This window comes from Actinoplanes solisilvae (assembly GCF_003999975.1).
Classification (GTDB): Bacteria; Actinomycetota; Actinomycetes; order Mycobacteriales; family Micromonosporaceae; genus Actinoplanes; species Actinoplanes solisilvae.
The window spans coordinates 1,242,556-1,260,555 of sequence record NZ_RJAC01000001.1; the positions used below are offsets into that span (position 1 = coordinate 1,242,556).

14 protein-coding genes are annotated in these 18,000 nt (G+C 68.7%); 5 read left to right on the forward strand and 9 right to left on the reverse strand.

All coding sequences use genetic code 11. The features are described from left to right. Positions 1 to 49 precede the first annotated feature (49 nt). The 3 genes from EER30_RS05910 to chrA all read right to left on the reverse strand — a co-directional run bounded on the left by EER30_RS05910 (position 50) and on the right by chrA (position 7,881). Positions 50 to 4,813: an ExeM/NucH family extracellular endonuclease gene (locus tag EER30_RS05910; protein WP_127498930.1), complete on the reverse strand. Its 4,764-nt coding sequence runs from the start codon at positions 4,811 to 4,813 to the stop codon at positions 50 to 52. A 172-nt stretch (positions 4,814 to 4,985) separates the two neighbouring features. Continuing rightward, entirely contained in the window at positions 4,986 to 6,560 is a 1,575-nt protein-coding gene (locus EER30_RS05915) for a DHA2 family efflux MFS transporter permease subunit (protein WP_127498932.1), read from the reverse strand. A 202-nt stretch (positions 6,561 to 6,762) separates the two neighbouring features. Further along, on the reverse strand, positions 6,763 to 7,881 hold the full coding sequence (gene chrA / locus EER30_RS05920; protein WP_127498934.1) for a chromate efflux transporter: 1,119 nt from the start codon (positions 7,879 to 7,881) through the stop codon (positions 6,763 to 6,765). A 91-nt stretch (positions 7,882 to 7,972) separates the two neighbouring features. On the opposite strand from chrA, the gene EER30_RS05925 reads away from it, so the two are divergent. The 3 genes from EER30_RS05925 to EER30_RS05935 all read left to right on the forward strand — a co-directional run bounded on the left by EER30_RS05925 (position 7,973) and on the right by EER30_RS05935 (position 11,440). Then, on the forward strand, positions 7,973 to 8,596 hold the full coding sequence (locus EER30_RS05925) for a TMEM175 family protein (protein WP_164842231.1): 624 nt from the start codon (positions 7,973 to 7,975) through the stop codon (positions 8,594 to 8,596). 62 nt (positions 8,597 to 8,658) lie between these two features. Further along, positions 8,659 to 10,515: an SCO2524 family protein gene (locus tag EER30_RS05930; RefSeq protein ID WP_127498938.1), complete on the forward strand. Its 1,857-nt coding sequence runs from the start codon at positions 8,659 to 8,661 to the stop codon at positions 10,513 to 10,515. A 4-nt stretch (positions 10,516 to 10,519) separates the two neighbouring features. Further along, on the forward strand, positions 10,520 to 11,440 hold the full coding sequence (locus EER30_RS05935; RefSeq protein WP_127498940.1) for an SCO2523 family variant P-loop protein: 921 nt from the start codon (positions 10,520 to 10,522) through the stop codon (positions 11,438 to 11,440). Positions 11,441 to 11,470: 30 nt separating this feature from the next. Here EER30_RS05935 and EER30_RS05940 read toward each other — a convergent pair whose 3' ends face one another. The 3 genes from EER30_RS05940 to EER30_RS05950 form a co-directional block, all read right to left on the reverse strand. Next, a complete protein-coding gene (locus EER30_RS05940; RefSeq protein WP_240669782.1) occupies positions 11,471 to 11,917 on the reverse strand; it encodes a hypothetical protein in 447 nt (148 codons plus the stop codon). A gap of 128 nt (positions 11,918 to 12,045) precedes the next feature. Next, positions 12,046 to 12,903 carry a hypothetical protein gene (locus tag EER30_RS05945; protein ID WP_127498942.1) on the reverse strand — a complete coding sequence of 286 codons (858 nt, stop codon included), beginning with the start codon at positions 12,901 to 12,903 and terminating at the stop codon, positions 12,046 to 12,048. A gap of 56 nt (positions 12,904 to 12,959) precedes the next feature. Next, positions 12,960 to 14,033 carry a glycoside hydrolase family 19 protein gene (locus tag EER30_RS05950; RefSeq protein WP_127498944.1) on the reverse strand — a complete coding sequence of 358 codons (1,074 nt, stop codon included), beginning with the start codon at positions 14,031 to 14,033 and terminating at the stop codon, positions 12,960 to 12,962. A gap of 367 nt (positions 14,034 to 14,400) precedes the next feature. Between EER30_RS05950 and EER30_RS05955 the strand changes: the two genes are divergently transcribed. Both EER30_RS05955 and EER30_RS05960 read left to right on the forward strand, forming a co-directional pair. Further along, the gene (locus tag EER30_RS05955; protein ID WP_127498946.1) at positions 14,401 to 14,820 is read left to right on the forward strand and encodes a hypothetical protein; all 420 of its coding nucleotides are present in this window, start codon (positions 14,401 to 14,403) and stop codon (positions 14,818 to 14,820) included. Between the two features lie 26 nt (positions 14,821 to 14,846). Then, positions 14,847 to 15,683, forward strand: a complete 837-nt coding sequence (locus EER30_RS05960) for a hypothetical protein (RefSeq protein ID WP_127498948.1) — start codon at positions 14,847 to 14,849, stop codon at positions 15,681 to 15,683. 25 nt (positions 15,684 to 15,708) lie between these two features. Here EER30_RS05960 and EER30_RS05965 read toward each other — a convergent pair whose 3' ends face one another. From EER30_RS05965 to EER30_RS05975, 3 genes are all read right to left on the reverse strand, one after another. Beyond that, positions 15,709 to 16,650: a hypothetical protein gene (locus EER30_RS05965; protein ID WP_240669784.1), complete on the reverse strand. Its 942-nt coding sequence runs from the start codon at positions 16,648 to 16,650 to the stop codon at positions 15,709 to 15,711. Between the two features lie 20 nt (positions 16,651 to 16,670). Next, a complete protein-coding gene (locus tag EER30_RS05970) occupies positions 16,671 to 17,147 on the reverse strand; it encodes a SigE family RNA polymerase sigma factor (RefSeq protein WP_127498951.1) in 477 nt (158 codons plus the stop codon). 227 nt (positions 17,148 to 17,374) lie between these two features. Continuing rightward, a complete protein-coding gene (locus EER30_RS05975; protein ID WP_127498953.1) occupies positions 17,375 to 17,830 on the reverse strand; it encodes a COG4315 family predicted lipoprotein in 456 nt (151 codons plus the stop codon). Positions 17,831 to 18,000: the final 170 nt, after the last annotated feature.

The window sequence follows — 18,000 nt, forward strand, 5'->3', positions numbered from 1 at the left end:
GAAGCCCCCGCCTCCGCAACCGGAGACGGGGGCTTCGAAATGTGCGCTACTACTTAGTGATCTTCACGGTGTAGGTCTGGGTCGCCGCGGTGTTACCCGCCCGGTCGACCGCCGTGTAGCCGACCTTCAGCGTGCCCTTCTCGACTCCCTTGACCCCGACGCTCCACACGCCGAAGAGCGGGAACGGCGTGTCGGTCAGCACCTTGGCCCGCGCTGCCGCGTCCGTCTGCGACGCCGCCTTGACCCACTTCGCGCCGTCGTAGAAGTGCCACTTGCCCGACCGTTCCTGGATCAGCGTGACCCGCACCTGGGCCGCGCCGAGCCCCTTGTCACTGACCGTCCCCGCGACGGCCTTCCACGACGACGCCTCGCCCGGCTTGCGCGGCACGTCCAGCGAGACCACCGGCGCGAACGTGTCCGCCGTGACCTTCACCGAGCCGACCGCGACCGCCTTGCCCGCTCCCGCGGCGTTGTACGGCGTGGCCGTCACCGCGAACGTGCCGGCCGAAGCATAGGTGTGCGCCACCAGCGCCCCGTTCGCCGACATGGTCGCCGACACGCCGTCGCCCCAGTTCACGACGATCTTGCCAGCACCGTCCACCTTGCTCACCGCGAGCACGGTGAACTGCGAGGCCCAGATCGACCGCGGCTCCAGCAGGTACTTACCCGGCTGCGCCTTCACGGTCACGACCGCCGAACCCTGGAACGTCGCCGGAGCCGTGTTGCCCGCCTCGTCCGTGAGCTGCACCGACACGGTGTACGAGCCAACCGCGGCGTAAACGTGGGTCAGCCCCTCCGACGTGGTGCCGTCACCCCAGTTCACCACCCTCTTGATCTTGTCGGTGGGGGTGACGTCGTCACCGAGCGCCACCTGCGTCAACGTCACCGTCTGCCCCGGCCAGAGAGCCCGAGCACCGAGCGTGAAGGTGCCCGTCGGCGGCGTACCGTCGAGGACTCCCGGCGTGCTGCGCGGGGCCGGGTCGGCCGTGATCGGCGAGTTCGCCGCGAAGTAGTTGACCAGCATCGTCAGGTCGTTGTCGCCGGTCGTGACGCGGTTGGTGCCCTGGCCGAGCGTCAGGAAGTTGTCCCCACCCGCGGCCAGGAACGAGTTGCTCGTGACCCGATAGGTTCCCGCCGGGTCGAGCACCACGCCGTTCAGACGCAGGGACGACGCGATGATCCGCGATCCCTGAGGCCGGCTGACGTCGTACGAGTAGGTCAGCCCCTTCGACACGCCGAGGTGCAGCACCGGACGGGACGCCCCGGCCGGCTGCCACTGCTCCTCGAGCACCTGCTTGATCTGCGCCCCCGTCAGCGTCTGGGTGACGACGTCGTTGGCGAACGGCTGCACCGAGAACGCACCCGCGTACGTGATCGTGCCGTCGGCGCCGTACAGCAGGTCGGCCCGCAGCCCGCCCGGGTTCATGAACGCGATCTGCGCCCCGCCCCGGCCCGGCGCGCTGGTTTGGTCGCGCTGCACGTCGGCGATGAAGTTGCCCAGCACCGATTCCGCACCACGGTCCTCGGCGCCCGCGCTGGTGTAGGCCCGCTTGATGTCCGCCGTGATCTTGCCGAGCGGCTGCTTGCCGAGCTCGTCGGCGGTCACCTTGGCCTGCGCCACGATCGCCGCCACCGACGCGTTCGCCGGGTAGCCGTTCACGTTCAGCAGTTCGGCCGTCGACGCGGTGACCGACTTGCTGGCCGGGTCGTACGTGAGCACGGCCTTGCCGAGCCGCAGACCGTAGTCCTCGGCCTGGATCACCGGACGGGTCCGGTCGGTGCCCGGGATCGGCACCTGGAAGGCGTACGGCTGGTGGGTGTGCCCGCTGAAGATCGCGTCGATCTCGGGGCTGACCCGCGTGAAGTCACCGAAGACCGGGTCGGCCTGCAGCGCCGCCGCCGAGCTGATGTTCTCGGTCGCCGCGCCCTCATGGGCCAGCAGCACGAGTACGTCGGCCTCGCCGTTGCTCGCGTCGCCGTCGGAGAGCTGCGCGGCCAGGGTGTTGGCCTCGGCGACCGGGTCACGGAACTCGACCCCGGCGATGCCGTCCGGGCTGACCAGTGACGCGGTCTGCTCGGTGACCACGCCGATGTAGCCGACGTTGACGCCGCCCAGGCTCTGCACGCTGCAGCCCGGCAGCACCCGCTGCCCGTCCTTGTAGACGTTGGCCCCCAGCAAGGGGAACTTCGCCCGCGACGAGACCCGTCCGAGCAGATCAGCGAGCCCCTTGTCGAGCTCGTGGTTGCCGACCGCGGAGACGGCCAGGTCACCGGCGTTCAGCGCGTCGATCGTCGGGTTGTCGCCGTCGATCGCCGAGATGAACGTGGACGCGCCGATGTTGTCGCCCGCCGAGATCCACGCCGTGTTCGGGTTGGCCGCCCGCAGCTGGTCGACCATCCCGACGAGCTGGGCCGCCCCGCCGTTGCCGGCGGTGGGCTGCTCGAGCCGTCCGTGGAAGTCGTTGATGCTCAGCAACTGCAGGTCGACGGGGCCGGCCGCGGCGGTGCGCAGCCCGACCACGACCGGGTCGTGGTCGCTGGCTCGATACGGACCGTCGTCGTAGAAGCCCGCGTACCCGTCGTACTGGTAGGCGAACGACTCGACCGAGTTGATGTTCCAGACGTCCACGCCGGTAACGCGCTTGGCCAGCGAGGCGCTGCCGATCGCGTGGTCCAGCGACCCCGACTCACCACCGAAGACGTACGACGACTGGTCGGCGCTCGCCAGCGACGAGTACCCGGCGTCGTAGAGGACCTGCATCGGGTCCTCGTGCGTGTAGGAGTTGAAGTCGCCCAGCAGCAGCACCTCGTCGCTGCCGAGCTGCTCGACGAAGCTCGCCAGCGCGGCGGCCTGCCGCTTCCGATCCCCGTTGTACGCCCCCTGCCCGTCCCCGGTGTCGACGTTGTCACCGGTCGGCGGCGTCGAGTCGCTCTTCGACTTGAGGTGATTCGCGACGACCGTGAACGTGGCCGACCCGGCGGTGAACGTCTGCGCGATCGGCTCGCGGGCGTTCGACCACACCGACTCGTCGTTCACCGATCGCGACGCGCCCTTCGGGGTCACCGCGCCCGGCTTGAAGATGATCGCCGTCGTGATGAAGTCCTGCTGGGCGGCCTCCGGCAGCTCGGCCGGGGAGCGTACGTAGTCCCAGGTGCCCGCGCCGTCGACCGCGTTGAGCGCGCCGACCAGCGTGCGCAGCGCGACCTGCGGGTCGTTCGGCTCGAATCGGACCGAGTTCTCGATCTCCATGAGTGCGACCACGTCGGCGTCCAGCGCGCTGATCGCCGAGACGATCTTCGCCTGCTGCTTGACCAGTGCGGCCGCGTTCGTCGCCCCGCGGGCCTCGCCGCCGAAGTGGACGAAGTAGTTGAGCACGTTGAAGCTGGCCACCCGCACATCGCCGCCGACGTTCACCGGAGACGCCGTACGCGGGTTGGTGTCCTTGAAGGTCGTGCCGGTGTCGCCCGGCGTGGCCGGCTGCAGGCGCCACTCGCTGAAGCCGAAGCTCAGCACGCCCGGACCGAACTTCTCCACGGTGTCGCCGACCCGGATCGGGTCGTCGGCCTTCAGGTAGGCCGGCGGCAGTCCCGCGGTCGAGAGGTTCGTGGTGCGACCGTCGTCGAGCAGGATCCGGCGCGCCTTGTTGGCCGCCTTCACCTGCGCGGCCTCGGCGCTGCCCGGACGGGCCAGGTCGGTCGGGATGCGGGCGGCCTCGTTGCCCGCGGCCAGGATCACCTCGCCGTAGCGGTTGGTGTTGAAGACATCCGAGACCGTGTACGCCCCCACGGGCGCGACCAGCATCGACTCGACCGACTCGCGTGCCGCGTCGTCCAGCGGCAGGCTCAACGCCACCGGTGCCGGAAGGGCCACCCCGGTCGCGCAGCGCTGCGTGTCGGTGCGCGCGGCGGTGGTCAACTCGGTGAGCCCGTTGAACTCGCTGACGGTCGCCGTGACCCGAACCTGGTCGCCGATCGTCACCGAGGGCGCGTTGGCGGTGTTCGTGCCGAAGTAGACGAAGACGCCGTCCGAGGCCGTGCCGCTCGCGACCGGGCGTTCGCCACCGCTGCCCGCGGTCTGCACGTAGACGCCGTTGTAACCGCCGGCACGGTGGTCGGCCGTCACGATGCCCTCGACGGTGACCTTGCTGCCGGCCAGCGGCGTGTCCGCGCCCGTGCCCTGCACCTGCGCGATCGTGTTGGTCACCGCGGTGGTGCAGTCCTCGGGGTCGCCCGGCTCCTCCGGCGGCGGCCCGTCCGCGTTCAGCGCGCCGAAGCTGGCCGTGGCCGGGGTCCGCCAGACGCCGTCGATCTTCTGCAGCGACTGCCCGACCGGGGTCGAGTCGATCTCGGAGACTCCGATGTCCACGCTGGCCCGCCCGGAGGCCGGCCCGCCGGTGGCCGTCATGACGCCCTCGTAGCTGAGGAACTCGGCCACCGAGCCGTCCGGCTTGACCAGCGCGACGCCGTCGGGCGCGCCGTTCTGAACGCCGTTCGCGGGATAGGTCTGCACGACCACGCCGGCCGCCGGGACCGCGCCGCTGAGCGTGGCCGTGTTGTAGACGGCGCCACCACTGCCGTTGTAGAGGACGATCTGCCAGCCGGTCAGGTCGAAGCCGGCCGGGGCCTGCACCTCGATCGCCTCACCGCTGTCGGTGCCGGCGTTGTCGTAGTGGATCTCGCTGAGGAAGGGGTCGCCGGGTTCGGCGGCCACGGCCGGGCCGGCCAGGCTCACGCCGACGACGGTCGCGAGCGCGGCCGCGCCGATCGCTCGCAGGGCCGCCGTGGGCGGACCGCCGCGCGAATATCGATACATCGAAAATTACCTCCGGAGAAGGCGAATAGCCGGAGGCTAGATTTCGTGCGTGACGATCGATTCTCTTTACGGTAACGAGTAAGCAATGCCCGGGTTTTTATTGTTCGTTTCTGTACCAACGGCCCCGCCTTCCGCACGGGAAGACGAGGCCGTCGATGTGTATTTATCGAACTCAGTGCATCATGATCGGCGTATCGACCGCGGGCTCGCCGGGAGCGCCCGAGACCGGGGCCGGGCGACGCTTGCGCGGCAGGAACGCGATCGGGATGAACGTGGCCAGCACCAACGCGAAGCCGACCCAGAACGTGGTCGCGAACGAGTCGGCCGCGAACTGCAGACCCCGCTCGATGACCTGCGCGGGCAGCGGGATCTGGGCCCCCTGCTGTACGGCGATGGCCGCCCCGGCCTCGGTGATCGGGTCACCGGTCTGCGGGTTGGTCAGGCCCGGCACATCGGGCGAGCCGTTGAGCCGGCTGGTCAGGATCACCGACATGATCGCCGTGCCGATCGAGCCGCCGATCTGCTGCAGGATGTTCACCAGCGTGGAGCCGCGGGCGACCTCGACCGGCTGCAACGTCCGCAGGGCCGACGTCATGATCGGCATCATCGTGCCGCCCATGCCGAGACCCATCACGAACAGCGAGCCGCACAGGAAGACGTACGACGTATCGGTGTCGACCTGGGTGAAGCCGAAGAAACCGACCGCGATCAGCGCCATCGCGAACGGGACCGTACGCCCGACCGGGATCTTGTCGGCCAGCATGCCGGCGATCGGCATGGTCAGAACCGCACCGATGCCTTGCGGGGCCATCAGCAGACCGGCGTCGAGCGTGCCCTCGCCGCGGATCTGCAGGAAGTAGCTCGGGAAGAGCAGCCCGGCACCCATGAACGCGATGATGAAGACGAACAGCGAGAGCGACGCCACCGACAGGTTGCGGTTACGCAGCAGACGCAGGTCGAGCAGCGGGTGCTTCGGCTTGAACGAGTAGAGCACGAAGCCGATCACCAGCAGCCCGCCGACGAGCATCGTGGTCCACACCTTGGTCGCCGTGATCGTGCCCGTCTCGGGCAGCGACGAGACGCCGAAGAGGAACAGGGCCAGACCCGGCGACAGCATCAGCATGCCGACGAAGTCGAACGACTCCGACGGATGTGCCTCGTCCTTGGGCAGCGCCAGGTAGGCGTAGACCAGGGCCGCCGCGCCGATCGGCAGGTTGATCAGGAAGACCCAGTGCCAGCTCGCGACCTCGATGAGCCAGCCACCCAGGATCGGGCCGCCGATCGGGCCGAGCAGCATCGGCACACCCAGCACGGCCATCAGGCGCCCGATGCGCTCAGGGCCGGCCGCCCGGGTCATGATCGTCATGCCGATCGGCATCAACATGCCGCCGCCGAGGCCCTGCAGGACCCGGTAGGTGACGAGCTGCTCGATCGAGCCGGCGGTCGCGCAGAGCACCGAGCCGAGCGTGAACAGCAGCAGGGCCATCATGTAGAGCCGCTTGGTGCCGAACCGATCGGCCGCCCAGCCGCTCAGCGGGATCACCGTGGCCAGCGCCAGGGTGTAGCCCGTCATCGTCCAGGCGACCTGGGCGTACGTCGCGTCGAACTCGGTCTGGAACGTCGGCAGGGCGACGCTGACGACGGTGATGTCGAGGATCGACATGATCGCCCCGAGCACCACCACGCCGGCAATCTTGAGGACGGCGGCGTCGAGCTTGCCCGGCGGCGCGGCGGTCTGTTCGGTCACGAGAGAACTCCCCAGCTTTCGAGCCTTTTCAGGGCATGCGCGTAGGACCCAGCGCGCAAGAAACGTTCATGCTGCCATCGCTTCGTTTCCCGAAGCATCTCGATTTCAGGATGGCACCCGCCATCCAGTCACTCCGATGTGCCTACGAATCGGCGTAAATCCGTCGCACTTTAGGTGGTTTTCGGTGTCACGGTGAGGGGGGTCACAGCGGGCCACCGGCCAGCACAATCGCCACACCCGCCACGGCGGCGCTCAACAGCGTGAGGACAGGCCCCCGGCGCAGCGCGAGCATCAGCACGGCGGCGCCGGCCAATACGGCGTACTGCCAGATCTCGGTCAGGGCCAGGGCGAGCGGGACCGCCGAGCCCAGGATCGCGCCGATCGCGGCCGGGGCCGCCCCGTCAAGGAAGGCGCGCACCCGCCGGTTGCCGCGCAGGCGGTCGAAGCGGGCGGCGCCGAACAGGATGAAGGCGAACGACGGCCCGAACGCGACGACCGCGGCGAGCAGGCCGCCACCGATCCCCGCCGCGGCGTAACCGACGGCCGCCACGGTGTGCACGACCGGGCCGGGCGTGATCTGCCCCAGGGCGACGGCGTTGAGGAACTGGGCCGGGGTCATCCAGTGGTAGTGGTCGACGGCGTCGGCCTGCATCAGCGGGATGATGACGAACCCACCGCCGTACGAGAGAGCGCCGACCTTGAGTGCCACCCACGCGATGCTTCCGCCGACCCCGGTCGACAGCAGCAACGGAAGGGCCAGCCGGGGCTTGCCGGGCGCGGGCACCCGCTGGGCGATCGTCTCGGCCACTCCACAGGCGATCAGCAGCAGCACGAGCCACGGGCCGACCGTGGCGGCGGCGATCGCGCCCAGCACGAGATAGACGAGCCAGCGGCTGCGTCGCGGAGCCCGGTGCCACCCGGCGGGGATCAGGCTCACGCCGGCCTGCACGGCGACGGCGGCCACGGCGGCACCCGCTCCGGCGCCGGCCGCCTTGACCCAGAGCGGCGGGTCGCCCTCGAGGAACAGCATCGACAGGGCCAGGATCGCGATCAGGCCCGGCACGATGAAGGCGAGGCCGCCGACCAGGGCTCCGGCCCTCCCCCGTACGCGCCAGGCCGTGAAGATCGCGAGCTGGGTCGACGCGGGGCCGGGCAGCAGGTTGCACGCGGCGATGGCGTCCTCGAACTCCTGCGCCCCGAGCCAGCGGCGATCGTCCACGCAGAGCTTGCGCAGCAGCGCGATGTGGGCCGGCGGTCCGCCGAACCCGACGCACCCGATCCGTCCCCACTCCTTCAGGACGGTCGCCAACCCGACGTTCATGGTCCGCACGATAGAACGCCCAGGAGAACAACAGGTGTCGCCGACCGCGCGGATCTTCAACTTTTGGCCAGCTCACGGGCATACTGCCGACGTGGATGAGACCTCGACCAAGACCAGTTCGGAACGTCTGGTCTCCTTCACCGACGCCGTCGCCGCCATCGCGATGACCCTGCTCGTGCTCCCCCTGCTCGACGACATCTCCGAGCTGACCGACGACCGGCCGCCCCTGGGCGAGCTGATCAGCGAGCACCGGGCCGAGTTCGGCGCGTTCCTGCTGAGCTTCGCCGTGATCTATCGCCTCTGGTGGGCCCACCACCGGCTCTTCTCGCACCTGCCGTTGATCCGTACGCCGATGGTCATCCTCAGCGCGCTGTGGACCCTGTCGATCGTGTTCCTGCCGATCCCGACCGGGATCATCACCGCCTACCCCGCGTCACCGGGCACGGTCGCCCTCTACGGCGGCACGCTGACCCTGGCCACGGGCTGTCTCACACTGCTTTCCTGGTACGGCCGCAGGCACCCGGCCCTGAGCGGCGACCGGTCGGTCGTGCCGCCCGACTACACACTCGGCAACTTCACCGCTTTCCTCGGTCAGTTGCTGGCCACCGCGGTCGGTGCCGCCTTCTCCGACACCATCGGCTTCTACGCCTTCCTTCTTCAGTTCCTGACCCCGCTCCTGGAACGCCCTCTACGAAACCGCGGCCCGTTCTCCTGAGAGCCGTCGCATCGGCGACTGAACCACCGGCCACGGACGACAGCCCACTACGCTGCGCTCATATGAGGGTGCAGCCGCGACAGCAGTTGCTGGATATCTGGGAGGCGATCGCCCGGTCCTCCTGGAAAAATGATCAATGGGTCAACGGCGGCCGATTCGGCGCGAATTCGATCAGCGACGCCGAGCAGTTACTCTGCCTGCTCCTTCCGGCCACTCAGATCGAGACGTTCAACCTTGACCGGCCCGATCAGACCGCCGACCGAATGGTGCACGCGCTGCGCCGCATGGGCACTGCCACTGATATTCCGCGCATCATCACGCGAATTCTGAACGAATACTTCGAGACCTACACCGAGAACGACGCACCCGTGTTCTCCGGCGGTGGTTACTACGAGCTCTACGAGAGTCCCGGCGAGAACCCGCCCGAAGAGATCCGTACGCCGCCGATCGTCGACTCCTACGCCCTCTCGATCACTCTGTCGCTGGCCACGCTCGGTTTCGTCCGGGTCTACCGGCGCTCCGTGAGCCGCGAAGACGTACGCGCCGCCCTCGTCCAGCTAGAGGCGGCCGCCAGCATCCGGCTCAGCGCCGCGATGGTCGGTCTGCTGCGCAGCTTCTCGGTCAACGTCTTCCCGGTCGACTCCGACGAGGGCAACCGGCTCCGCACCACCGTCAACCAGAGCCGCATGCCCAACCGGTCGGTCGTCGCGCTGCTGCACAGAGAGCTGCGGCCGACCATCGCGAGCTTCCGCGAGGTGCTCATCGGATCGGGCCAGACCAGCGACCTCGAACTGCCCGACCGGCTCTTCGAGTGCGGCTGGTCCTGGAGCGTGGTCCGGGGCGCACCCAAGATCGAGACGTCGGAGAAGATCGGCGACCAGGTCGTCGGCGTCGGGCAGGACAAGCCCTATCTCTACTTCACGGTCATCGCGCTCAACGCCGTCGAAGCGCTGGTCTCCGAACGTACCCGCATCCTGGGCCTGCTCAACGAGGAGCAGCAGCGGCTGGCCCGTGCGCTCCAGCTGCGGTGCGACCTGACCCGCACCTACTGGGCGACGATCGCGACCTTCGGCGAGGGCGGCCGGTGGCCGCTGGAGAACATCCCCTGGCGCACGACCGACGGCGACCAGTCCGACTACTTCACCCTGCAGGTGACCGCCCTGGTGGTGAAGGGCCTCGCCCAGATCCGCGGCAGCGACGCCGAGCTCGCCCGGGTCGGCCGGGTGCTGGCCAGCCTGGCCGAGCGCGCCCGCGTCACCAGCCGTCCGGTCGACAGCGACCCCAACCTCGGCATGCACTACCCCGGCATTCAGATGGCGCTGGTCGGCAGCGACGATGTGCCCGGCAGCGATGAGAAGCAGCCGCTGCTCGCCTGGTCGGTGCCCGAGTTCGCCGCGCTGCTGCTGAACCGCGCGGCCAACGTCGCCGGCCTCATCAACGACCCCGACGAACGCTCGCGCCTGCTCGACCTCGGCGACGAGGTGTGGGACCACCTGACCCGACGGCGGCTGAACTCGGGCGACGGCGCCGGCCTGTGGGACGACCCGTCCCGCCTGTTCCCCAACCTGGACCGCCCCGACCAGCGCCCCTCCTGGTACTACACCGAGCGCGTGGTCGAGGCCCTGGTCACCGTCGCCTCGGTGCTCGACCGGCCGCCGACCCGCAACGAGGAACTCGCTCAATACGCCGTCGACTTTCTCCGCGAGGCCGAACAGATCTACGACCGCGAGCTGCTCAAAGGCAGCGCCGAGGGCGGTCCGCAACTCCGCAACGTCCTGCAGCTCGTCGAGAGCACCCTGCGCCGGGCGCGCGAGATCCTCCCCGAGCGACCGGGCACCGCGGCCGCCCTGGCCGTCGGCATCCTGCGTCACCTCGACATGCTCGAAGCCGCACGGTACGACTCCGCCCCGGAGGCGTGACCCGATGCTCGTCCTCGCCGCATCCGACAAGGGTGGCACCGGACGGTCGGTGTCCAGCGGCAATGCCCTCTACCGCAGCGCCCTGCAGGGCAACGACGTCTGCTACCTCGACTTCGATTTCGGCTCGCCCACCTCGGGCGCCATCTTCGACCTGGTGTCCGTGGAACGCGGCACCAAGGGCGGTCGCGGGCTGCACTCCTTCTTCCAGGGTGTCGTCGGCGAGCCGGAGCGGCTGGAGATCTGGGCGGAGTCCGACCGCCGCGAGCTGCGCGGCCGGCCTCCCGGGGCGGGCCGCATGGTCCTCCTGCCGGGCGACGCCGACAGCGGCGAGTTCGTGGCCACCGCCGAGATGGTCGAGCGGTGCTGCTCGCTGTTCCTGCGACTCGAGGAGGAGTTCGACGTCTGTCTCGTCGATCTCAGCGCCGGCCGTTCGCACGCGCTCGAGATGGTTCTCGCCGCCACGGCTCACCCGTCCCTGCGGCACGTGCAGAGCCGCTGGCTGGTCTATCACCGCTGGACCAGGCAGCACGTGATCGCGGCCTCGGGGCTCGTCCACGGCGACAGCGGCATCCTGGCCATCGGCCAGAGCATGGGCCACAACCCGCGCGAGTTCAAAGACTCGCTGCGCTTCGTGCACACCGCGGTCGTCGACCCCGACTCGGTCGAGCTCGCCGGCCTGCAGGCGCAGCAGGTCGCCTGGTTGCGGGCCTGCGACGCGAGCCTGAAAGACCTGGCGGGTCAACTGCGGGTGGGTCGGTCGCTGCTGCTCGGCTCCATCCCGCTCGACCCGGTGCTGCAGTGGCGAGAGCAGATCATCACGGACGACGACGTGCTGATGAGGGGAATCGCGAACGCGTCGACCCGCGACGCGTTCGAGACCTTGGCCAAGAAGTTCCTGGACGACTCAGCCTGGGAACCGCAGTGAGCCAGACGGCCGGTGGTGGCGTGTCGGGCCCTAAAGCCGGTAGGTCGAGATCGTGCTCTGCAGGTCGGCTGCTGTGCGAGCCAGCTCCGAGGCAGTCGCCTGCGTCTCGGTCGCGCCCGAGGTGACCTGCTGCGCGGCCTGCGCGACGCCGGTGATGTTGTCGGCGATGCTCGACGAGCCCTCGGCCGCCTGACCGACGCTGCGCGCGATCTCCGCGGTCGTGGCCGTCTGCTCCTCGACGGCGGCGGCGATCGTGGTGGCGTAGTCGTTGATGGTGCCGATCACGTCGGCGATCTGCCGGATGGCGTCGACGGCGTTGCCGACCGTCTCCAGCTCGAGGCTGTGCTGATAGCCCGCCGCGACCTGGTCGTTGGTCTCGCCGAGGCTCCGCAAGGCAATCACGCCGTCGAGCACGCTGAACGCCGTGACTGCGACGACGGTCATCATGATCTTCGTGCCGACCCGCCGGTCGGTCACCAGACGCCTCAGACGCCCACCCGTGTTTTCAGCCGCCACACCAGTTCCCGATCCACCGATTCCCGACCGCCTCAGGGAACACCGAATCGGGTCGCCGGCCCCGGGAAAACAGAAATTCGCCGGGTTGCCTAGGCGAACTTGATGTCGAGGTGGGCGAACCCTCGCTCGGCGAACCGCGCGCGACCCTGCTTCTTGAACGGGTCGCCGCAATTGACGAACGTGACCTTCGCGAGCTTGGGACAATCCAGCAGCGCGTCGAGGTCGACGAACCGCTTCGAGTTGAGCACCGTGAGATCGACGAGATTCGGCAGCGTACGCAGAACGGCACAGTCGATGTCGGCCCGCACCCCGTTGAGCCGCAGCGCCTCGAGCGTCCCGATTCCGCCGACGACCCGGCCGAAGGGGAAATCGCGGCCCGTTCCGCCCAGCTCCAGTGCTCGCAGCGGCGATCGGACGGGCACTTCCCGGTTGCGCAGGTCGACGACTTCCAGATGCCGCAGCGTCGTCAGGCTACGGAGTTGCTCCTCCACGGCCCTTTTCCCACTGATGTTGACGTGCAGGAATTCGAGGGGCGGCAGCGGGTCGATCACCTGGGCCAGACTGGGCGGATGGACGGAGGTGACCCACATGAGACCCCGTACCCCCGGATTGATGCTGACCGGGGACGCGGGAATCCCGTACTCGTGGCTGTGCCCGACCACGAGAGTGCGCACCTCGAGATCACGCGCCAACGGCACAAAAGGTGTCGGCACGACGAGCGATTCCAGCTTCCGGAGAGATTTCACGTACGCCGGCAGGCGCGGATCGCGCAGGCGGGCCTTCGACGGTTCCAGGCGCAGGCTACGTACCCGGTCAGGATCTTCGATCGTCTTCGCGTTCCACGGAATCCGCGCCTCGCCCTCGTCGACGATCCCGCCGGCCTGAAAGATGCCGTCGCCGTCGGGCGGATAGACGTATCGGTAGCGGCTGTCGCCGAAGACATCCATGAGCGGAGATGGTGTCACGGGTGCTGCCGGAGCGTCGCCCGGCAGCACCCGATGTCTCAGCAGTACAGATTGCCGCCGGTGGGCACGCCGAGAATGTCGGCGAACTGGGTGTATTTGGTGACCCGGCTCTGCACCTGGGCCGGGTTGGCGCCATTGCACTCGATGCTGTTGATGGCCCGGATCGTGGTGCCGAAGCCCTGGCCGTTGACCATCGCGTTGTGCGAGGTCGTGCCGGCGCCGCCGGTTCCGGTCATCCAGTACCAAAGCCCGGTCTGCCACGAGATCGACGAGTTGGTGGCGACCAGATTCGGGTTGTTCAGCAGGTCGACGCCGAGCGCGTTGCCCGCGGCGTAGTAGTTGAAGTTCCAGCTCAACTGGATGGGCCCGCGACCGTGATAGGCGGATTGACCGGCCGGGCAGCCGTAGGACTGGGACCAGTCGCAATAGTGCGGCCAGTTCGCCTGATTGATCTCGTCGATGTAGACCAGACCACCGGTCTCGTGACTGACATTGGCGAGGAACGCGGCCGCTTCCTGCTTCTTGACCGTGTCACTGCCCGAGGTGGAAAAAGCGGGGAACTTCCGCATCGCGTCGGTCAGGCCCGCGTAAGTGTAGAAGCCGTTCCGCCCCGGGAACATCTGATTGAACTGGCCCTCACTGACGACGAACGACCCGCCGCCGCCCCCACCGCCACCGCCGCCGCCGGAGCAGTTGTAGGGCGACCAGAACCAGGTGCTGATCGTCGGGTCGTAGCCCGGGTTCTCATGCGTGGCCTGGTAATACTGGCCGTTGGTGTAACGCACAATGGCCCCGACGGCGTAGAACTGCCCGGCGACCCAATTCGGATAGTTGCAAGTGGATCCGCCCCCACCACCGCTGCCGCCGTCGCAGGCTCCGTTGTCCTGCCAGACGCCCGTGCCGCCCGTGCTGGGCGCCTCGCCCTGGGTCCACCACTTGGCGGTCCAGTTGCGGTTGTTGTAGGACGCGGTCATTCCACCGGTGTAGACCGCGCTGTTGTTGTACGGCGTGCCACACGCGGCGGCCGCTTGGGCCACCGTCACCGGCACCAACGCGCCGACCACCAACATGCTCAGGGCAGCAAGCAACGTCACCAGACGTCTTCTCTTCATGGCGGACCTTCCGTCAACCAAGGGGGATGTAGGGCCGCGCGACACATCGACCAAACCAAATATCCGAAGGCCCGTCAATATCTGTAAACAAACTTTAGCTTTTGGTGCAATGTAGCCTCCGACGTGACAGCCATCGATACGCTGACGGCTCATCCTCCGGCTGACGGATGGCGGCCAGATGCCCAAGTCCCGCCCGCCCGGCGGCGACCCGCCGGGGCGACCGCCCTCGAGCGGCGATCCCGAAAGCGTTCAGGCAGCGCACGATCGACTCGAGACGGTCTCAAGATGGGGTCGCCCGGGCGCCGAAAGGACCTCGCCTGCTCCGGAGACGGTTTCTCCTGGACCTCCGTGGCCCGTCGCTGCCGCTGTGGCCGGAAGCGCGCGCGGCCTGGAACTCAATCCGCCACATCGACGGCACACCATCACCGGCGCCCGCAACGGTCAGGTCCAGGCCGAGAACACCGTCTACCTGCGTGGATATGAAGGCGTCGCGACTCAGGACGTGCAGGGCATCGCGGCCGGAGAGGCGACCTGGAACCCGGTCACGCAGCGATATGAGATCAACGGTCGCTCCTACGGGGTCGAGCCGAACGGCACGGTTTTTCCCGACTCTGGGACCGGTATGGTCAAGCTCGGCCGGAACGAGTACGCGGCGCTCAAGGAGATCACGCGAGCGGGTGGCGACCCGTCGGCCGCTCCCCAGCTCACCAGGAATCCACGTTTCACGGACAACCCCGAAGCGGTGACGACGGCCAAGGCGATCTACGACGGGACGTACGAGCCATGAACTACGGCTTCTGGATCTCTGGTGACTTGGATCGAGAACGACTCACCACGACCCTCGCCGGGATGGTGTCGCTGACGCCGAACGATGTCGACGTGGCCGACGACGGACACAACGACCGCAACTGGGACGCGCCCGTCATCTGCACCGTCGCGCCGCTGGCCGGCGACTTCCGTTGGCATCTGGACGTCTACCTGACAGAGCTGATTTCGAGCCCGCCGCCCGAGGGCGCAGCTGCCGCGTGGCTGGCCGCCGGCTTGCAGACCGCGGTGGCCTATCAGGCACAGACGGCTCGGCCGAGCGCTTTCTGGCTGGTGGGTCCCGACGGCAAGCGCACCCGGGCGCGCGTCTACGAGGAGGACGCGATCGACGACGAGCCCGAGGCATATCGCATCGACGCCGTCGAACATCCCGTGACGGGCCTGCCCGGCCTCGCGGTGGCGGCGATCCCGGAAGTCATCCGCGAACATCACATGCCGACGCCCGTCGCCGATCGGCTTCGCGATGAGCTGCAGCCGCCTCTCAGCGAAAAGGCGCGGCAGGTCACTGTGGCGCTTCGAGCCTGGGAGAGCATGGTCACGCGGCTCACGGAGGGCTGGCCTCCGGACGGTTGGTATCCAGCGGAGTACTACCGGGAGGACCTGCAGATCCGGGACGATCTCGCGGCCGCGGTCGCGACCCTGTCCGATCCTGCCCGGACCGAGACCCTGGCCGCCCTGGCCGAGGTGGACGAGCGCTTCGTCGGTGCGACGGAGGACGACGGTGGCGTGGCGCTGGCGGCCGAGGTCGGTCCTGTACAACCGGATCGGTGGTGGTGGCGCCGCGTTCCACGGCGGTTGCCGTGGCTCGACGAACCTGGACCGTGATCGTTCCGCCCGACGAGGGACGGCGCTAGGTGGGGCGGTAGCCGGCGAGGACGGTCAGGGCGGTTTGCTCGGAGTAGCCGTTGCCCTGGCCGTCGAGGAACAGTTCGACGTGGTGGGGCTTCACGGTCATTTCGAGGATGGTGCTGCCCTGGCGGCGTACCTGGTAAGGGCCGGCCTTCAGGTTGCCGGCCGGGCTGCCCAGGCCGCGGTCGAGCCGTTGCGCTCGTACGGTCAGCCACCGGTTGTTCGCGTCGCCCACGACCAGGGAACCGTCGGTCACGGAGTCGTCGGAGCTGAGGGTTACCGAGCACTCCAGCATGCGGGCGCCGGACGGCAGGGAGTCGAGCCGGAACGGCGCGGTGCAGCGGCGGGCGGCGTCGAAGCGGATTCGGGTGGCCGCGGCGACCGCCTGCGAGCGGGAAGGGGCGTAGATCTCGAGCCGGCCCCACAAGCCGTCGACCGGCTGCCACTTGACGAACCAGAGCCAGGCGCCGCCGCCCGGCACCTCGTCGGCCCAGGCCACGCCGGGGCGGGCGCCGATGCGTACGGGCGCCTCGGGCTGGGGCTTGCCCGAGGAGGCGAGCGCCTGCCGGACGTCGGTGACATCCCGGGCGAGAACGAAACGGGCCTTGCCTTGGAACTCGACGCTTTCCGTGCCGCGACCGGTGGTCCAGGTGGCATGGTCCGCGTCGTCGACGAGTTGGTCGGCGGTGAAGTGCACGGTGGTGGGGTCTTCACCGACGACTGCCGGCTGCTGCGCCGCGCCGGGCTGGTCGGCGGCCGGCAATGTGAGAGTGCCACGTGCACCTATCGGAAGCACCAGGAAGACCGCGGCCACGACGGCGGCCGCACCCACGCTGACCAGAGCCTGCCGACGACGACGCAGACGACGGCCACGTTGCCGCGCCCCGGCGACGAGACGAGCCACATCGACGTCGCCCCTCGCGTGGGCGTCGAGCGTGTCCACGAGTCGATGATCAAGTGCCATCAGCGAGCTCCCATCGGTTCGCGGTGACGCAGCGCATCCAGTGCCCGCTTGGCATGGGTACGGACCGTGCCGGCCGAGCAGTCCAGGATGCCGGCGATGGTGGCGTCGTCGAGATCCTCGTAGTAACGCAGCACGATCACCGTCCGCTGTTTCGCGGGCAGTTCGCGGACGAGCCTCCACAGCGCGTCTCGCTCCACCACCTCGTGCGCCGCGTCTGGTTCGGGCTGCTCGGCGACCGTGAGCACGGACAGTTCGTGGCTGCTGCGCCGACGCCACCAGGAGTGGTGGGCGTTGACGAGCACGCGACGGACGTACAGATCGGGCTGTTCCAGTTTGGAGATCCGACCCCAGCGGGCGTACGCCTTGGCCAGCGCGTCCTGCACGAGGTCTTCCGCCCGATGCTCGTCGCCGGTGAGCAGCCGGGCCAGACGCATGAGCGCCGGCGCGCGGGCGTGGGCGTACTCCTCGAACGTCACGCCCTATTCAACGCGGCGACGACCCCGGCCCGTAGACAGCGGCGGCAATCAATTTTCGAGTACGAAAGACGCCCGCCCCGATTGCGCGGGACGGGCGTCAGTCGTGACGGGGTCAACGGCGGTAGGTCCGCTTGGGCGAGTACTTGACGTTGCCGGCGCGGTCGTAGGCGCGGACCTGCACATGGCTCCACCACCCGGGAGCTGGTCCTCCCCGTTTTCGGCGCCGATCAGTAGGCGTAGCCGCCCGCTCCTTCACCCGGCGCGGTCGACGCGTCCGATGCGGAATTCGTGAACGGAGGAGTGTCCGTCTTGACGACGTGCCACTGGTTTTGCACGTTCTCCCCCTTTGTATCGCGGGGATCCGAATCCTTGGAATACGTATAGAGGGCATGTCCCTGGTACGTGATCTGCGTCGAGCCGTCCGCCCGGGTGAGGGTGCCCAGCTTTCCCGGCAACGTCTCGTGACCTTCGTAACGCGCGGCCCCCTTCGCCGGCGGCCACCGGTCCGCACACCCGTCGTTGCAGTTGGACGCCGTGGGCGTGTCCGCGCTGAACATGTAGAGCGTGTGGCCCTTGGCCCCGGTCAACACCGCGCCGAGGGCCGTGGTCGCGGTGCCGATCACCGTGTCCGACGACGCCGCCGGCTCCTCGCCCTGACCGGCGCACGCACCGAGCGCGCTCACCGCCGCAACCGCCGCCGCAAGGCTCGGGACACCCTTGCACCTGTTCACTACGAACCCCTTCCGAGCTACTTCCACCCGTAGGTAAACGGAAGCCACGGAAATCAGTTCGAAGCTGTGTTTTACCCATCAATTCCGGGGACCGGCGGACGCATACCATCCGTGATCCTGGG